This window comes from Pseudomonas sp. P867 (assembly GCF_019891455.1).
GTDB lineage: Bacteria > Pseudomonadota > Gammaproteobacteria > Pseudomonadales > Pseudomonadaceae > Aquipseudomonas > Aquipseudomonas synxantha_A.
In genome coordinates, this window is sequence record NZ_JAFLXB010000011.1 from 24,246 (window position 1) to 42,394 (window position 18,149).

The 18,149-nt window shown below is 60.1% G+C and carries 15 protein-coding genes; 4 read left to right on the plus strand and 11 right to left on the minus strand.

Features of this window, described 5'->3' with window-relative positions; translation table 11 throughout:
- Positions 1–46: 46 nt before the first annotated feature.
- The 10 genes from J1G33_RS19730 to J1G33_RS19775 form a co-directional block, all read right to left on the minus strand.
- A complete protein-coding gene (locus J1G33_RS19730) occupies positions 47–2,002 on the minus strand; it encodes an acetoacetate--CoA ligase (protein WP_223018575.1) in 1,956 nt (651 codons plus the stop codon).
- Positions 2,003–2,164: 162 nt separating this feature from the next.
- Positions 2,165–2,938: a 3-hydroxybutyrate dehydrogenase gene (locus J1G33_RS19735; protein ID WP_032876062.1), complete on the minus strand. Its 774-nt coding sequence runs from the start codon at positions 2,936–2,938 to the stop codon at positions 2,165–2,167.
- 7 nt (positions 2,939–2,945) lie between these two features.
- Positions 2,946–4,337: a GntP family permease gene (locus tag J1G33_RS19740; protein ID WP_005788811.1), complete on the minus strand. Its 1,392-nt coding sequence runs from the start codon at positions 4,335–4,337 to the stop codon at positions 2,946–2,948.
- Between the two features lie 280 nt (positions 4,338–4,617).
- Positions 4,618–6,021: a sigma-54-dependent Fis family transcriptional regulator gene (locus J1G33_RS19745; protein WP_032876059.1), complete on the minus strand. Its 1,404-nt coding sequence runs from the start codon at positions 6,019–6,021 to the stop codon at positions 4,618–4,620.
- Between the two features lie 22 nt (positions 6,022–6,043).
- Positions 6,044–7,615 carry an ABC transporter ATP-binding protein gene (locus J1G33_RS19750; protein WP_223018576.1) on the minus strand — a complete coding sequence of 524 codons (1,572 nt, stop codon included), beginning with the start codon at positions 7,613–7,615 and terminating at the stop codon, positions 6,044–6,046.
- Positions 7,616–7,625: 10 nt separating this feature from the next.
- Positions 7,626–8,648: an ABC transporter permease gene (locus J1G33_RS19755; protein ID WP_005788807.1), complete on the minus strand. Its 1,023-nt coding sequence runs from the start codon at positions 8,646–8,648 to the stop codon at positions 7,626–7,628.
- Positions 8,648–9,706: a microcin C ABC transporter permease YejB gene (gene yejB, locus J1G33_RS19760; RefSeq protein WP_032876053.1), complete on the minus strand. Its 1,059-nt coding sequence runs from the start codon at positions 9,704–9,706 to the stop codon at positions 8,648–8,650. Before yejB ends, J1G33_RS19755 begins: the two co-directional genes overlap by 1 nt.
- Positions 9,706–11,565 (minus strand): extracellular solute-binding protein, encoded by a 1,860-nt coding sequence (locus tag J1G33_RS19765; protein WP_032876050.1) that lies wholly within the window; start codon positions 11,563–11,565, stop codon positions 9,706–9,708. Before J1G33_RS19765 ends, yejB begins: the two co-directional genes overlap by 1 nt.
- A gap of 130 nt (positions 11,566–11,695) precedes the next feature.
- Positions 11,696–11,977: a peptidylprolyl isomerase gene (locus J1G33_RS19770; protein WP_005788801.1), complete on the minus strand. Its 282-nt coding sequence runs from the start codon at positions 11,975–11,977 to the stop codon at positions 11,696–11,698.
- A 107-nt stretch (positions 11,978–12,084) separates the two neighbouring features.
- Positions 12,085–12,579, minus strand: a complete 495-nt coding sequence (locus tag J1G33_RS19775; RefSeq protein WP_032876046.1) for a DUF1543 domain-containing protein — start codon at positions 12,577–12,579, stop codon at positions 12,085–12,087.
- A 106-nt stretch (positions 12,580–12,685) separates the two neighbouring features.
- Here J1G33_RS19775 and J1G33_RS19780 point away from each other — a divergent pair, with 106 nt between their 5' ends.
- Positions 12,686–13,507 (plus strand): aldo/keto reductase, encoded by an 822-nt coding sequence (locus J1G33_RS19780; protein WP_032876043.1) that lies wholly within the window; start codon positions 12,686–12,688, stop codon positions 13,505–13,507.
- Between the two features lie 53 nt (positions 13,508–13,560).
- On the opposite strand, the gene J1G33_RS19785 is transcribed toward J1G33_RS19780, so the two are convergent.
- Positions 13,561–14,076: an Hcp family type VI secretion system effector gene (locus tag J1G33_RS19785; RefSeq protein ID WP_005788794.1), complete on the minus strand. Its 516-nt coding sequence runs from the start codon at positions 14,074–14,076 to the stop codon at positions 13,561–13,563.
- Positions 14,077–14,559: 483 nt separating this feature from the next.
- Here J1G33_RS19785 and tssA point away from each other — a divergent pair, with 483 nt between their 5' ends.
- From tssA to tssC, 3 genes are read left to right on the plus strand one after another with little or no spacing between them, the layout of a single operon-like run.
- On the plus strand, positions 14,560–16,113 hold the full coding sequence (gene tssA, locus J1G33_RS19790; protein ID WP_223018577.1) for a type VI secretion system protein TssA: 1,554 nt from the start codon (positions 14,560–14,562) through the stop codon (positions 16,111–16,113).
- Between the two features lie 28 nt (positions 16,114–16,141).
- On the plus strand, positions 16,142–16,639 hold the full coding sequence (gene tssB, locus J1G33_RS19795) for a type VI secretion system contractile sheath small subunit (protein WP_032876040.1): 498 nt from the start codon (positions 16,142–16,144) through the stop codon (positions 16,637–16,639).
- A gap of 27 nt (positions 16,640–16,666) precedes the next feature.
- A complete protein-coding gene (gene tssC / locus J1G33_RS19800; protein WP_005788785.1) occupies positions 16,667–18,145 on the plus strand; it encodes a type VI secretion system contractile sheath large subunit in 1,479 nt (492 codons plus the stop codon).
- Positions 18,146–18,149 lie beyond the last annotated feature (4 nt).

Genomic DNA, 18,149 nt, shown 5'->3' on the forward strand with positions numbered 1-18,149 from the left:
TGACGGTTTTTCTTCAAAACAGCGGTTCAGCGCTGAAACCTTTCATCTAAAAATCCAGTTCAGGGCGTCGGCGAAACTGCTCCAGTGCTTCGGGATTGGCGAGGGCATCGGTGTTCTTTACCGGCTCCCCATGTACCACGTTGCGCACCGCCAACTCCACGATCTTGCCGCTGATGGTGCGCGGGATATCCGTGACAGCGAGGATCTTGGCCGGTACGTGGCGCGGCGTGGTGTTGGCACGGATCACCTGGCGGATCTGCTGTTGCAGCGCTTCATCCAGCTCGACGCCGTCATCGAGGCGTACAAACAGCACCACACGCACATCGTCCTGCCAGCGCTGGCCGATGGCGAGGCTTTCCAGCACCTGTGGGATTTTTTCCACTTGGCGGTATATCTCGGCGGTGCCGATGCGTACGCCGCCAGGGTTGAGCACCGCGTCTGAGCGCCCATGAATCAGCAGGCTGCCATTGGCCCGCTGCTCAGCATAATCACCCTGGGCCCATACGCCGGGGAACTGGCTGAAATAGGAGGCGCGCAGCTTGTGCTGGTGCGGGTCGTTCCACAGCCCAATGGGCATGGCCGGAAAGTGCCGGGTGCAGACCAGCTCGCCTTTTTCCCCGATCAGCGGCCGGCTCTGGTCGTCCCACACCTCGATGGCCATGGCCAGGCTCTTGCATTGCATCTCACCGCGCCGCACCGGCAGCACCGGGTTGCCGATCACGAAGCAGGAGACGATATCGGTGCCACCGGACATCGACGACAGGCACAGCTCGTTCTTGATCTCGCGGTACACATAGTCGTAGCTCTGGGGTGACAGTGGCGAGCCGGTGGAAATCAGGCCCTTGAGGCTGCTCAGGTCGTGGCTCAGGCGTGGCCGCAACCCGGCTTTCTCCAGGGTAGCGAGGAATTTCGGGCTGGTGCCGAATACACTGATTTTTTCCGCATCGATCAAGTCGATCAAACGCTCGGGGCCGGGGTGGAACGGTGAGCCGTCATACAGCACCGCCGTGGCGCCCATCGCCAGCACCGACACCAGCCAGTTCCACATCATCCAGCCGCAGGTGGTGTAGTAGAACAGGCAGTCCTCGCGGCTCAGGTCGGCGTGCAGGCCGTGTTCCTTGAGGTGGGTGAGCAGCACGCCGCCGGTGCCATGGATGATGCATTTGGGGATGCCGGTGGTGCCGCTGGAATAGAGGATATACAGCGGATGATCGAACGGCACTGCGACAAATTCAGGCACGCCGCCGGCCTGATAGAAGTCGTCCCACAGCGTGACCCGGGCTTGGCTCAGGTAATCGTCGACCTGTGCCTGAGGCCGGGCGTACGGCACGATGATCAGCTGTTGCAGGGAGGGCAGGCGCGCAAGGATTTCATTGAGCTTGGCGCTCTGGTCGATGTTTTTGCCTGCATAGCGGTAGCCGGCGCAGGTAATCAGCACTTTGGGTTCGATCTGGCCGAATCGATCGATGACGCCCTGGGTGCCGAAATCCGGCGAAGAGCATGACCAGATCGCGCCGAGGCCGGTGGTGGCAAGCATACCCACCAGGGTTTGCCAGGTGTTGGGCATGCACGCGGCCACCCGGTCACCCATGCCAACCCCGGCCGCCCGCAAGCTTTTTTGCAGGCCGGCAACGTGTTCCGCCAGTTGCGCATAGCTCAGTTGTTCACGTTGGCCGTCTTCGCTGACAGCCACCACCGCAGGATGATTGTCGCGGCGGCGCAACAGGTGTTCGGCAAAGTTCAGGGTGGCGCCGGGAAACCATTGGGCGCTGGGCATCTCGATGTCTTCGATCAGTGTGACGCTGGGCGGGCTGCGAAACTGCACGTCGAAGAACGCCACAATCGCCTGCCAGAAGTCCGGGCGCTGGTCGATGCTCCATTGGTGCAGGGCAGGGTAGTCGTGGAGGTGCAGGTCGTGGCGTTGGTTGATGAAGCGGCGGAACTGGTCCATCCGTGTGTTGGCGATGCGTTCGGGCGAGGGTTGCCAGAGGATGTCGGACATAGCGAAATCTCTTGTTCTAGTATCGGTCTTCCAAACAATAGCGTTCCAATGTGGGAGGGGGCTTGCTCCCGATAGCGGTGGTTCAGTTACAAATGTCTACCCTGACACACTGCTATCGGGAGCAAGCCCCCTCCCACATTTTGATCTCCGGTGTCTGGGGGGTTATTGGGCCAGCCAGCCACCGTCGATATTCCACGCCGCACCGCGCACCTGGGCGCCAGCCTCGCTGCACAAAAACAGCACCAGCTCACCCAGCTGCGACGGCGTCACAAACTCCAGGGACGGCTGCTTTTCAGCCAGCAAATCCTGCTGCGCCTGTTGCGGGTCGATCCCACTGGCCACGCGATCATCAATCTGCTTCTGCACCAGCGGCGTCAGCACCCAGCCCGGGCAGATCGCATTGCAGGTCACATTGCTGGTGGCGGTTTCCAGGCCCACCACCTTGGTCAGGCCGATCACGCCATGCTTGGCCGCCACGTAGGCAGCCTTGCCCACTGAGCCGACCTGGCCGTGCACCGAGGCGATATTGACGATACGCCCCCAGCCCTTGGCCTTCATGCCCGGCAGGCTCAAACGTGTACTGTGGAACACCGAGGACAGGTTGATCGCGATAATCGAATCCCAGCGCTCCACCGGGAAGTCTTCCACCGCCGCCACATGCTGGATGCCGGCATTGTTGACCAGAATATCCACGCCACCGAACTCGCGCTCGGCGTAGGCGAGCATGTCGGCGATCTGCGCCGGGTCGCTGACATCCGCCGGGTGATGCCCGACCTTGCCACCAAACGCCTGCACCTGGGCGATCACCGCGCTGGCGTCGCCAAAGCCGTTGAGAATCAGGTTGGCGCCAGCCTTGGCCAGGCTCAATGCTATCCCTAAGCCGATGCCGCTGGTGGAGCCGGTGACCAAGGCGGTCTTGCCATTCAAAGTCGTCATGAAAACCTCACACAATGCCGGTGGCATAGAAAGTACCGATCACCACGAACACCGCGAGGGTCTTGATAATCGTGATGCCGAAAATGTCCTTGTAGGCTTCGCGGTGGGTCAAGCCGGTGACCGCCAGCAGCGTGATCACCGCGCCGTTGTGGGGCAGGGTGTCCATGCCGCCGCTGGCCATGGCCGCGACCCGGTGCAGCACTTCAAGAGGGATATTGGCCGCATGGGCCGCTGAAATAAAGCTCTCGGACATCGCCGCCAGGGCAATGCTCATGCCGCCGGAAGCCGAGCCGGTGATGCCCGCCAGCAGGGTCACGGTAATTGCTTCGTTGACCAGCGGGTTGGGGATGCCCTTGAGCCAGTCTGCCAGTACCAGAAAGCCTGGCAGCGAGGCGATTACTGCGCCAAAGCCGTATTCCGAGGCGGTGTTCATTGCCGCCAGCAGCGCGCCGCTGACCGCACTTTTACTGCCTTCGGCCAGCTTGCTTTTGATCGCGGAGAAGCCGAACACCAGTACCACGATAATCCCCACCAGCAACGCCGCCTGCACCGCCCAGATCGCGGTGAGCTTGGCGATTTCGGTGGTCACCGGTGCGCTCATGCCTGGCAGGCTGAGGCTGTGGGTCTTGCCGTACCACTGCGGGATCCAGTGGGTAAACAGCAGGTTCATTACCCCGACCAGAATCAACGGCGACAGCGCGATCCAGGGATTGGGCAGGCTGAGGTTCTCGGCGGTTTCCGGCTCGTTACGCAACTCGGTGCCATAACCTTCCCCGGCCCGCTGGGCCTTGTTGCGCTGGCGGGCCAGGTAGAGCATACCGGTGCAAAACACGAAGATCGTGCCGATCAGCCCCAGCCACGGCGCCGCCCAGGCAGTGGTGTTGAAGAAGGTACTGGGGATGATGTTCTGGATCTGCGGCGTGCCGGGCAGGGCGTCCATGGTGAACGAGAACGCGCCGAGGGCGATGGTTGCCGGGATCAGGCGCTTGGGGATATTGCTCTGGCGAAACATCTCCGCCGCGAACGGGTAAACCGCAAACACCACCACGAACAGCGACACGCCGCCGTAGGTGAGCAGGGCGCAGACCAGCACGATCACCAGCATTGCCTGGCGCGTGCCCAGCAAGCGGATCGCAGCCGCCACGATCGAGCGCGAGAAACCCGACAACTCGATCAGCTTGCCGAACACTGCGCCGAGCAGGAACACCGGGAAGTACAGTTTGATAAAACCGACCATCTTTTCCATGAACACCCCGGTAAAGGCGGGGGCGACGGCTGATGGGTCGGTGAGCAGCACCGCGCCGAGGGCGGCGATGGGGGCGAACAGGATAACGCTATAGCCACGGTACGCAGCCAGCATCAGCAGCGCGAGCGCGGCCAGGGCAATGATCACACTCATGGTGTGTCTCCATCGGATTGTTATTGTTGTGGGGTGAAGCGGTGGGAGGGCTATAGCTAGATGTGTGCCATGTTATTAACTATTTGAAAAACAACGATATTTTCAGAATTTTCAACAGCGCTTTGAAATTTTATCTCTATTTTGAGACAAGCAAATACCTAATGTGGGAGGGGGCTTGCTTCCGAGAGCAGTGGGTCAGGTACAGATGCTCAGCCTGACAGGCTGCCATCGGGAGCAAGCCCCTCTCACAATGGATTGTCTTTGTATTGAGAATTGGGTCTCAATATGGAGACTGAGTTAGTCCCAGCGCCACCATTTTCTTGTACAGCGTCGACCGTCCAAGCCCCAACTGCCTGGCGGCCTCTACCACATTCCCGGTACACGCCTGCAACGCCGCCCCAATCACCTGCCGATCAAACCGCTCCCGCGCCGCCGCAAAGGTTTCACCCTCGATCGCGTCCACCGGGCCACGGACTACTGGGCTGAACGTACCAATCGCTGCACGAACCTGCGCGGCATTCAACATCAGGTCATCACTGAGCAACGCCGCCCGCTCCAGCACATTGCGCAGTTCACGGATATTGCCCGGCCATGCATGTTGTGCGAGCAACACCAGCGCCTCAGGGTCCAGTTCGTGCTGGCTGCGCAGCTCTTCGAGGATCGCCTCGCTCAGCGCTGGAATATCCTCCAGCCGTTCACGCAACGGCGGTACCTGGATCGGCAGTACGTTGAGGCGGTAATACAAATCCGCACGAAACTCGCCACGTTTGATCGCTGCCTCCAGATCCATGGATGTCGCGGCAATCACCCGCACATCGCTGTGCAGCATCTCGTTGGAGCCCACCGGTTCGAATTCCTTTTCCTGCAACACCCGCAGCAATTTGCTTTGCAGCGGCAGCGGCATGTCGCCAATTTCATCGAGAAACAGCGTGCCGCCCTGGGCGATCTGGAACTTGCCGGGGCGACCCTTGCGGTCGGCGCCGGTAAACGCGCCGGGGGCGGTGCCGAAGAACTCCGCTTCGAGCAGGTCATGGGGAATCGCGGCGCTGTTGATGCTCACGAAGGCTTTGTGCGCCCGCGGTGACGCACCGTGGATAGCCTGGGCGAGCAGTTCTTTGCCGGTGCCGGTTTCCCCCAGCAGCAACACTGGCGACTCGGCACTCGCACTGCGCCGCGCCCGGCGCTTGACCTCCAGGCTGGCAGCGCTGGTGCCGATAAAATGCGCGAAGTTGTATTTGCTTTGCCGCGAGCGCAGCAGCGAGCGCGTCGAGGCCAGCTCTTGCTGCATGCTCAGGTAGCGCTCGATCAGCGGTGACAGGTTGCGCAACTCATCGAACAGCGCAAAGCCAATCGCACCGATCACCACTCCGGCATCGTCGTGGATCGGCAGGCGCATCACCACCAGCGGGCCCTTGGGGGTGTCCTGGATATCCAGCAGTATCGGCCGGTCGTTGTGCACCACCTGGCGCAACAGGCTATTGGAAATCACCTGCTCGCAGGGCTGGCCGATGGCCTCATCGGCGCTGTGCAGGCCGAAACGCCTGGCGTAGCGCTCGTTCATCCACACGATGTTCGCGTCGCGGTCGACGATGACCGTGCCTTCGCTGGACTGCTCGATGATCTCGAACAACGACTGAATGGCCAGGCCGCGAACGTGTTGATAATCCTTGAGGCTGGTACTCATGGAGGCAGAGTCCTGTTGATCATCACAAAGGGATGTGCGCTGCAGCCAGCAGTTCTTTGGTATAGGGGTGCTGGGACGAATCAAACACATCATGACTGGCACCGCGCTCCACTACCTTGCCATCCTTGACCACGATCATGTCATGGGCCATGGCGCGCACCACGGCCAGGTCATGGCTGATAAACAGATAAGTCAGGCCATATTTGTCCTGCAGTTCACGCAGCAACGCCACCACTTGTTTCTGCACCGTACGGTCCAGGGCCGAAGTGGGTTCGTCGAGCAGCATCAGCGCCGGTTTGAGCACCAGGGCGCGGGCGATGGCGATGCGTTGGCGCTGGCCACCGGAAAACTCATGGGGGTAGCGATGCCGGCTGGCGGGGTCGAGGCCCACGTCCTTGAGCACCTGGATCACCTGGGCATCGCGCTCGGCCAGGCTGCATGGCGCATGCACTTCCAGGCCTTCGCTGATGATCTGCTCGACCGACATGCGCGGGCTGAGGCTGCCATAGGGGTCCTGGAACACCACCTGCATCTGCTTGCGCCACGGGCGCATCTGCTGATGGTTGAGCGGGTCGAGGGCCTCGCCCTGGAAGCGGATGCTGCCGGTGGAGTCAAGCAAACGCAGGATCGCCTGGCCCAACGTCGATTTGCCTGAGCCGGACTCACCGACAATCCCCAGGGTCTTGCCGCGCTGCACGCTGAGGCTGATGCCGTCGACCGCACGCAGCCAGGTCTTGCGCCGAAACAACCCGCCGCCCAAGGGGAAATCGACGTTGAGGTTGTCTACTTGCAACACCGTCTCGCGCGCATCGCTGCACAGCGCATCGCCCGTGGGCTCGGCGTCCAGCAGCAGGCGGCTGTAAGGGTGCTGTGGGGCCGTGAACAAGGTCTGGCAGTCAGCCTGCTCGACAATTTCCCCGGCGCGCATCACGCAGACCCGCTGGGCGATACTGCGCACCAGGTTAAGGTCATGGCTGATCAGCAGCAGCGACATGCCCAGGCGTTGCTGCAAAGACTTGAGCAGCAGCAGGATCTTGCGCTGCACGGTCACGTCCAGCGCGGTGGTGGGCTCGTCGGCAATCAGCAACTCCGGCTCGCAGGCCAGGGCCATGGCGATCATCACCCGCTGGCGCTGGCCGCCGGACAACTGATGCGGGTAGGCCTTGAGCCGTTCCTGGGGTTTCTGGATACCCACCAGCTCCAGCAGTTCGAGAATCCGCGCCCGCGCCTGCTTGCCGCCCAGGCCCTTGTGCAGCAGCAGGGTTTCGCCGATTTGCTTTTCGATGCTGTGCAACGGGTTCAGGGACGTCATCGGCTCCTGGAAGATCATCGCAATTCGGTTACCGCGCAGTTTTTGCAGGGTAGACGGCGCTGCACCGATCAACTCCTGGCCACGATACTTGATCGAGCCCGTGGTTTCGGTACCGGCTTGCGGCAGCAGTTGCAGGATTGAATGGGCGGTCACTGACTTGCCCGAGCCCGACTCACCCACCAGCGCCAGGCACTCGCCGGGGCGCACATCCAGGCTCAGATTGCGTACCACGGTCTGGCCGCTGAACGCGACGCACAGGTCGCGGATTTCGATCAGGTTCATAGGCAATTACTCATGAGCGAGGGTCGAAGGCGTCACGCAACGCCTCGCCGATAAACACCAGCAACGACAGGATCAGCGCCAAGGTGAAAAACGCGGTCAGGCCCAGCCAGGGGGCTTGCAGGTTCTGCTTGCCCTGGGCGATCAGCTCACCCAGGGACGCGCTGCCAGCCGGCATACCGAAGCCGAGGAAATCCAGGGCGCTCAAGGTGGATATCGCCCCGGTCAAGATAAACGGCAGATAGCTCAGCGTCGCGGTCATGGCATTGGGCAGGATATGCCGGCGAATGATCTTGGCGTCGCCCAGGCCCAGGGCGCGCGCGGCCTTGACGTACTCCAGGTTGCGCCCGCGCAGGAACTCGGCGCGCACCACATCCACCAGCGCCAGCCAGGAAAACAGCGCCATGATCCCCAGCAACCACCAGAAATTCGGCTCGACGAACCCCGACAGGATAATCAGCAAGTACAGCACCGGCAGGCCGGACCACACCTCCAGAATGCGCTGCCCGAGCAAATCCACCCAGCCGCCGTAGTAACCCTGCAACGCCCCGGCGGCAATGCCGATGGCGGCGCTGATGGCGGTCAAGGCCAGGGCAAACAGGATCGACACCCTTGCGCCGAAGATCACCCGCGCCAATACATCGCGGGACTGGTCATCGGTGCCCAGCCAGTTCACCGCCGACGGTGGGCTCGGGGCAGGGCGGGTCAGCTCATAATTGGGGGTGTCGTCGCTGAAGGGAATCGGCGGGAACAGCATCCAGCCGCCGTCCTGCTTGATCAGCTTTTGCACATAGTCACTGCGGTAATCCGCCTGGAACGGCAGCTGCCCGCCGAACTGCTGTTCGGTGTAGCGCTTGAACACCGGAAAATACAGTTCGTTCTTGAAGCTGAGCACCAAGGGTTTGTCATTGGCGATCAGCTCGCCGCCCAGCGTCAGGATAAACAGGCCGATAAACAACCACAGCGACCACCAGCCACGCCGGTTTTTCTTGAAGCGTTCGAAACGCCGACGCGCAACGGGAGACAGGTCAAGCATCAGGCGTTCCTCGCAGCAAAGTCGATACGCGGGTCCACCAGGGTGTAGCAGAGGTCACCGATGAGTTTTATCAAAAGGCCGAACAGGGTGAAGATAAACAGCGAGCCGAATACCACCGGGTAGTCACGGGACACTGCCGCCTCGTAGCTCATGCGGCCCAGGCCGTCGAGGGAGAAGATCACTTCGATCAGCAGTGAGCCGGCAAAAAATACGCTGATAAACGCTTGGGGAATCCCCGAGATCACCAGCAGCATGGCATTGCGAAACACATGGCCATACAGCACCCGGCGTTCGCTCAGGCCCTTGGCACGGGCGGTCACCACGTACTGGCGGGTAATCTCATTGAGGAACGAGTTCTTGGTGAGGATGGTCAAGGTGGCAAACCCGCCGATCACCAGCGCCGTCACCGGCAAAACCAGGTGCCAGAAATAGTCGGCAACCTTGCCCACGGTGCTCAGTTCGGCAAAGTTTTCCGACACCAGCCCGCGCACCGGGAACCAGTTCAGCGACGTACCGCCGGCGAATACCACAATCAGAAACATCGCAAACAGGAACGCCGGCATCGCGTAACCGATCACGATGGCCGTGCTGCTCCACATGTCAAAGCTGCTGCCATGGCGCACGGCCTTGCGTATCCCCAAGGGTATCGACACCAGGTAGGTGATCAGCGTCGCCCACAGGCCAAGGGAAATGGTAACTGGCATCTTTTCCAGGATCAGGTCGGTCACCGTCGCGCCGCGAAAGAAACTGTTGCCGAAGTCCAGCTGGGCGTAGTTCTTGAGCATCAGCCACAGGCGTTCCGGTGCGGACTTATCGAAGCCGTATTGTTTTTCGATGTCCTTGATCAGCTTCGGGTCCAGGCCACGACTGGCCCGGGAGCCGCTGATACCTTCGCCGGATGCGCCCGCTACACCGCCGCCGCCAATGCCTTGCAGATGGGCAATGGCCTGTTCCACCGGCCCGCCGGGCGCGGCCTGCACGATCACGAAGTTCACCAGCAGGATGATCACCAGCGTCGGGATGATCAGCAGCAGGCGCCGTACGATATAGGCAAACATCAACGGGCTCCTCCGCGTTTTTTCAGCTCGGCCTGCATTTGCTCGTTAGTCAGTGGCGTGGGGCTGACTTCCCACCAGGTTTCCAGGGCTTCGTCATTCTTCGCCTCGATCGCCGGGCGGCCGAAACGGTTCCACCACGCGGCGGAGGTGCCCGGGGGGTAATAGTTGGGGATCCACAGGTAATTCCATTGCAGCACACGGTCCAGGGCGTGGGCGTAGGTGAGCATCTGCGCCTGGGTGTCGGCCTTCACCAAACCGTTGATCAGCGTATCGACGGCCGGATCCTTGAGTGCGATGTAGTTGTTGGCGCCCGGATCGAACGCAGCGGCGGAGCCGAAGTAGTTGTACAGCTCCATGCCGGGCGAGGTGGTGACCGGAAAACCGGTGACGATCATGTCGTAGTCACGGGCCATCAGGCGGTTCACGTACTGCGACGAGTCGATGCGGCGGATATTGAGGGTGATGCCGATCTGCGCCAGGTTGCGCTTGTAGGGCAGCAACAGGCGCTCAAGCCCGTTCTGGACGTTGAGGAAGGTGAACTCCAGCGGCTCGCCCTGGGCGTTGACGAGTTTGTCACCCACCGGTTTCCAGCCAGCGTCCTCAAGCAGTGCCAGGGCTTGCAGTTGTTTATCGCGGATCATGCCGCTGCCGTCGGTGACCGGGGCCTTGAATACCTGGGTAAACACTTCATCCGGGATTTGCCCGCGCAACGGTTCCAGGATCGCCAGTTCTTCCTGGGTCGGCAATTGGCTGGCCGCCAGCGGGCTGTTGGAAAAGTAGCTTTGCTGGCGGATGTACAGGTTGCGCATCATTTGCCGGTTGGCCCATTCGAAATCCCACAGCATCGCCAAGGCCTGGCGCACGCGGCGATCTTTGAAAATCGGCTTCTGCACGTTGAACACATAGCCTTGGGCCGGTTGCGGCATCTCTTTGGCCAGGTGTGCGCGCTGCAGGCGACCATCGTCCAGCGCCGGGCCGTTGTAGCCGATGGAATAGCCGGTGGCGGAGAATTCACGGTTGAAGTCGTAGGCGCCGCCGCGCAGCACCTGGCGCGCCACTTCGGTGTCGCCGAAGTATTCCAGGCTCAGGTGATCGAAGTTGTACAGGCCACGGCTGACCGGCAAATCCTTGCCCCACCAATCCGGATCGCGGGTAAAGGTGATGGTGCTGCCGGAGTCGATCTTGCTGACCTTGTACGGGCCGCTGCCCAGCGGGGCTTCGTAGCCGCCGCCATTGGCAAAGTCGCGGGTCTTCCACCAATGCTCCGGGAACACCGGCAAGGTGGCGATATCCAGGGGCAGGGTGCGGTTGTCGTTGCTGGAGAAGTCGAAGCGTACCTGACGCTCGCCTTCGACTTCGACGTGCTTGACGTCGGCAAACAACGTGCGAAAGCGCAGGCTGCCTTGGGTCATCAGCAGATCGAAGCTGTAGCGCACGTCTTCGGCTGTAATCGGGGTACCGTCGGCGAAACGCGCCTTGGGATTGAGGTAGAAACGTAGCGACAGGCCGTCGTCGGCGCGCTCCATTTTTTCTGCCACCAGGCCATAAACGGTGTAGGGCTCATCCAGCGAGCGCAGCGCCAGGGGAGCATACACCCAGCCGTCGACCTGAGACACGCCAATACCTTTGTCGATATACGGCAGCACATGATCAAACCGCCCGACCTCCAGCGCCGAGCGCCGCAGGCTGCCGCCCTTGGGCGCGTTGGGGTTGGCATAGTCGAAGTGGCTGAAACCGGCGGGGTACTTGGCGGGCTCGCCGTAAACCGTCAGGTAGGTTTGCGGGGCCGCGATCGCCGCAGTGCTGGCCATCAGCAGGGCCAGGGTGGAGCAGAGCAGAGATGAAAAAGCCAATCGCATTATCAGCCTTGAACGCCGGGTTAAGAAGAATAGGGATTTGTACGCTAACGGCCTGGGCATCGCCAGTCATCACATGCACAACGGCCCGCCAAAGGGCGGGCCGTTGTTTATCGCATCTGCGCCGATTGAATCAATCCTGGCGGCTGGTGACTTCCAGCAGGTGATAACCGAACTGGGTTTTAACCGGGCCCTGCACGGTATTGACCGGGGCGCTGAATACGACAGTGTCGAATTCCTTGACCATTTGGCCTGGGCCGAACGAACCCAGATCACCGCCCTGGCGGCTGGATGGGCAGGACGAATTGGCTTTGGCGATTTCTGCGAAATCAGCGCCGCCTTCGATTTGGGCCTTGAGTTCGTTGCACTTGTCTTCAGTGGAAACGAGGATGTGACGGGCGGTGGCTTTGGCCATGGGGAATAACTCCTAGAGTAAAAAAACGGTGAGCGTACCGGATTCAGGCGGTTATTTCCTGGCAAAGTTCCGCTGTTGTTCAGTCCTGTCTTTTTCAGCGTGGCGGTTCAAGGCAACACGATGTAGTCGTTGCGCTGCACGATCGGTTGGTGCGGCCCCTGCACCAGGTGGATGTAACGGCCGTCCACCAAGTCGATCGGCAGGCAGTCGTCAATATCCAGCACGCCGTCGGTGTGGGCCTGGGACCAGTGGCGCAGCATCTGCTGCTTGCCCTGGCTCATGGCCTGCTGTTTGTTACGAGCGACTACCAGCAGGTAGTGATGGGCCTCGCCGAAACTATGGGCTTCATAGCCCCCGAGGTTGATGAAGTACAGGCGGGGCGCGTCGCCATGAGGCGCCAGATGGCTCAGTTCAACTTTCCAGCCGTCGACGCCGTCGACCGCCATCCATGAGTCGATGTGCACACCCTTGGGGCTGCCAAACCAGGCGTCGCGCAATTGCGGGTAGCTGGCCTGCAACGTATCCGCCACGGCGAACACTACATCGTGTACTTCGATTTTTGCCCGTGGATGCTTGCCCCCGAGCATGACGACAAACAGCATTACCGGTGATTCCTGGCGACTGGCGAAAGGGCAACCATACTGCGATTGAACCCTTTTGTCCGCTCAATGCCACATTGTTAATCAGCACACTCACCAGGAGGTTGTCATGCGTACCATTGATCTGGCCGGTGTTCCCGTCCCTGTCATCGGCCAGGGGACCTGGCGCATGGGCGAAGACCCAAGCCGGCGCCGCGCCGAAGTTGCTGCGCTGCAACTGGGTATAGATGAGGGCCTGACGCTCATCGATACCGCCGAGATGTATGGCGACGGCGGTGCCGAAGAGGTGGTCGCAGAGGCGATTCGTGGCAAGCGCGACCAGGTATTTCTGGTCAGCAAGGTCTATCCGCATAACGCCAGCCAAAAGGGGGTGCCTCGCGCCTGCGAAGCCAGCCTTCAGCGCCTTGGCACCGATTACATTGATTTGTATCTGTTGCACTGGCGCGGCCAGTACCCACTTGAAGAAACTGTCGAAGCGTTCGAGCGTTTGCGCGAGGCCGGCAAAATCGGCCGCTGGGGTGTTTCCAACTTCGATGTGGCAGACCTGCAGGAGCTCGCATCCCCTGCATGTGCGACCAATCAAGTGCTCTACAACATTGAAGAGCGCGGGATCGAGTTCGACCTGTTGCCATGGTGGCAACAGCATCATTTACCACTGATGGCTTATTGTCCCATCGCCCAGGGTGGTGAGCTGCTGTCGAGCCCGACCCTCAAGCAGATCGCACGTCGCCATGAGGTCACACCGGCCCAGGTATCGCTGGCGTGGGTCCTGCGCCAGGAGGGTGTCATCGCAATCCCCAAGGCGGTCACACCTGAACACATCCGACTCAACGCCGCAGCTGCGAAGCTGGTGTTGGATGAACATGACCTGGACGCTATCGATCGTGTGTTCGCAGCGCCCAAGCGTAAGCACCCATTGGCGATGGTGTAACCGGCCAGCAGGAACGGCGCCTTCCCTGGCAGCTGTTCCCGCTCTAGCCGTGGTTAGCCGGCCACTGGGCTGCGCCAGTCGTCCGAGCCGGAAGTTCCGGCCACTTCGTGAGTCCAGATGATCTTGCGATAGGTGAAGTGCACATCCTCCAGATGAGTGAAGTGGGCGTTGTCGGGGTCCTGGCAGTTGGGCATGCGTGACTGGATGTCCACGATAGTCGCACCCTCCAGTTCAATGGTGAAGTAGTGCTCCTGGGTTCCGGCGGACGAGGTGCGCAGCCATTCGAGGCGGCAGGAGACTTCTTCACCGCTGGTCAGGGCGCTGAACAGCAACGGTGACGATTTATCGAAAACCTTGCTGATCATCAGCGGCTTGTGCACGCGCTGACCTGTCGGCTGGCCCGATTGCGGATCGCGAGGAATGATCACCTGATGGGCAAATGCCTGGACCAGTATCTGATCCTCATGACCTTCCTGATAAATGTTGCCTACCGAGTCCTGAGTAAATGTGCCTGCCGTGATCAAACCTTGTTTGACTCCGGTGATGGAGAGGTACGCGGGTGTTGGCATGATTGGTTTCCTTGCCGGGTTGAGTAGGTTTTGCCGAACAGCGAAATGGCTGAACGGGTAGGTGCCTATAACCTATAACAAGAAGCGTGCCTGAAAGTGTGAAGTTCAATGAAATAAGGGCTAGCACTGTTTGGTGCACTGCGTATTGGGTTTTTATTCCGGGCTATGGGCTGTTTTTAGTTATAAAAGTTGCGCATCGATGCGCACTTAGTTGCTCACGTGTTTTTACGGTGAAGTATACGGCTGGCCGAGCTAACAGAGTTGTTGTTACTCGAATGTGTGCGCAAATAGCTGCGCAGGCCAAGATTATAGAGGCGCGTAGGATGTTTCTTAAGTTTTGGTCCGTCGCTTGCTCATTGCTTTATGCATGGCTAAGGTTCTTGTGTCTCGATATGTTTGAACGGAACTTAAGGGCTCTCTGATACGTACTTTAATGGCGTTAAGTTTGCCTATTTTGCCTTGGATGGTTGTGTGCGGCCGAAAATGAGTCATTCAAAAGAACTGTATGCCTATTATTTGCTACTTGCACGAGCAGCCTGTTCGCCAGGTAGTTTCGTGGGCATTGATATGCGCTTTTCCAACGAGTTCGAAGCGCTGGAAGGCGAACTTGGCAAAGCGCAGTCGGTTCATGGCAATGGGCTGCCGGATTGGCAGCGGGTCAGCGAAATCAGCGAATGCCTGCTGCGTGAGCACTCCAAGGATCTGCGTGTCGCCTGCTGGTTGACCTGGGCCTTGTATCAGCGTGATTCATTGGCTGGATTGCTGGCCGGCCTCGGTGTGCTGCGTGAGCTCTGCGAGCACCATTGGGTGCACGTCTACCCTGGCAAACTGCGTACCCGCGTTGCAGCGTTTGGCTGGTTGGTGTCGCGCCTTGAGCAAGCGTTTGCAAAAAAAATCTCGCTCAATGATCAACAGCCTTTATTTCAAGCGTTGCTGGAACACCTCGAACATCTGGACCAACTATGGGCCCAACATCTGGGGAGTGATGCTCCCGTGCTGCTGCCGATTCGACGGCAATTGGCGGAGCGCCTGGCCGATGCCGCGCAAGGGGCGCCAGAAGCTGATGGGGGCGCGGGTGCTATTCCCGGCGTGAGGCAAGCGGCGGTCCAGTTGCCCACCCCCGAGCAATCGGTCAACAGCGAAAAAGAGGCGCACAAATTACTGCGCTCATTACAGGAACAGGCCCGGCCTTTATGCGCCTGGTGGTTGCGCCAGAACGCCACCGACCTGCGGGCTTTGCGCCTGGGCCGAACCTTAGCGTGGCTGATGCTCGTCAACTACCCCGACGCCAACAGTGAACGCATAACCGCGCTGCGCCCATTGGCCGCCGACAAGCTCAAGCGTTATCAGGAGCGCTTGAGCCAAGGCCATTACGCCGATGTGTTGTTCGAACTGGAAGTCAGTCTGGCCGGTGCGTTGTTCTGGTTCGATGGTTTGCGCATGGCCTGGGAGTGTCTGGACGGCTTGCACGCGGACCTGGCCATGGCCGAACTGGAGATACATTTCGCGCTGCTGCTGCAGCGCCTGCCAAACCTGACGGAGTACCGCTTCGACGACGGCACCCCCTTTGCCGACACTGCGACAGCCGAGTGGATTGCGCTGCACGTGATGCGCCATGTGCGCAAGCCTGCGCCCAGTGAAGTCGTGACCGACCTGACGACCCAACCCTGGGACGCGGCGTTGGACGCGGTAATGCCTTGTCTGCGCAAGGACGGGCTCAAAGCCGCGGTGGGTGTGATCAAGCAAGGCTTGCAGGGCGCGGTCAGTGATCGCTGCCGTTTTCATTGGCGCCTGGCGCTGGCCAGGCTGTGCATGGCGGCCGGCAAACACGAGCTGGCCAGGATCCAGCTGGAGCAACTCGATCTTCAATTACAGCGCACGGGCCTGGAAAGTTGGGAGCCGGCGTTGGCCCTGCAAGTCGCTCAGCTCCTGTACCGCTGCTACGACCTGCTACCTCAAAGCCAAGCCATACGCGACGGCAAGGATGCCCTGCATCGCCGGTTGTGTCATTTCGACCTGGAAGCAGTACTTCAATAGCGCCTCATCAAATAAAAGGAAAAGCACCATGGCCAAAGACGGTTCGGTAGCCCCCAAGGAACGTATCAATATCACCTTCAAACCCGCCCTCGGCGGTGCCCAGGAAGAGGTCGAGCTACCGTTGAAGCTGCTGGTGCTGGGGGATTTTTCCAAACGTGCGGACCTGCGCAAGCTGGAAGATCGCAAGCCCATCGGTATCGACAAGCACACCCTCGACGAGGTGTTGGCCAAGCAAGCAGTGAGCCTGACGCTGAACGTACCCAATCGCCTCCAGGATCAAGCCGACGTGGAAGAACTGGCGATCCAGGTTCGCATCAACGCGATGAAAGACTTCAATCCCGCGAATCTTGTCGAGCAGATCCCGGAGTTGCAAAAGCTGATGGCACTGCGTGAAGCACTGGTGGCGCTCAAGGGACCATTGGGCAACACCCCAAGCTTTCGCAAGGCGATCGAGCAGGCATTGACCCATGGTGATTCCCGCGCACGAGTTCTGGCCGAGCTTGGGCTGCCCAGCCCAGACGCCTGACATTTTCAGTAAAAGGACACTGATACCATGACCACGATTCAACACGAGCTGCAATCGGTACAGACTATCCACACCTGCAGCATCCTCGACAACATCACCGCCCAGACATTGCTGAGCGCCGACGACGAGGCTTACGGCATCGCCAAGCGCGGCGTATCGGCGTTTATCGCGGAGCTGCTCAAGCCACACAACCGTGACGAACCGGTAAAGAAACGCCTGGTCGACCGGATGATCGCCGAAATCGATACCAAGCTCAGCCAGCAAATGGATGAGATCCTGCACCATCCCGACTTCCAGGCGCTGGAAGCTTCCTGGCGGGGGTTGCAGTTGCTGGTCGACCGCACCAATTTTCGCGAGAACATCAAGATCGAGCTGTTGAATGTCTCACGCGAAGACCTGCTGGATGATTTCGAGGATTCCTCGGAAATCACTCAGTCCGGGCTTTACAAGCATGTTTACAGCGCTGAATACGGTCAGTTCGGTGGGCAGCCGGTGGGTGCGATCATTGCCAATTATTTTCTCTCGCCCAGTGCGCCCGATGTAAAGCTGATGCAATACGCCTCCAGCGTCGCCAGCATGGCTCACGCCCCCTTTATTGCTGCGGCGGGGCCGAGTTTCTTTGGCTTGGAAAGCTTCACCGGGCTGCCCGACCTGAAAGACCTGCGGGATCACTTCGAAGGGCCGCAGTTTGCCAAATGGCAAAGCTTTCGCCAGAGCGAAGACGCCCGTTACATTGGCCTTACCGTCCCGCGCTTTCTGTTGCGCACCCCGTATGACCCCCTTGAGTGCCCAGTCAAAACCTTTGCGTATCAGGAAAACGTGGTTAACAGCCACGAGCATTACCTGTGGGGCAATACCGCCTATGCCTTTGCCACGCGCCTGACAGACAGTTTCGCTCGCTTTCGCTGGTGCCCGAATATCATCGGGCCGCAAAGCGGCGGGGCCGTCGAGGACCTCCCACTGCATCACTTCCAGAGCATGGGCGAGATTGAAACCAAGATCCCTACCGAAGTGCTGGTATCGGATCGGCGCGAATACGAGCTGGCCCAAGAAGGGTTCATCGCCTTGACCATGCGCAAGGGCAGCGACAATGCAGCGTTCTTTTCCGCCAGCTCCGTGCAAAAGCCCAAATCCTTTGGCATCAGTGAAGAAGGCAGGGCGGCAGAACTGAATTACCGCTTGGGCACCCAATTGCCCTACATGATGGTGGTCAACCGCCTGGCCCATTACCTCAAGGTGCTGCAACGCGAACAGTTGGGCGCTTGGAAAGAGCGCACGGACCTTGAGCAGGAACTCAACAAGTGGGTTCGCCAATATGTGGCGGATCAGGAAAACCCCAGCGCCGAAGTGCGTGGACGGCGCCCACTGCGTGCCGCGCGCATCGTCGTAAGTGATGTCGAGGGCGAGCCAGGCTGGTACCGCGTCAACGTGACAGTGCGCCCGCATTTCAAGTACATGGGGGCAGACTTCACCTTGTCCCTGGTTGGCAAGCTCGATAAAGAATGAGCAG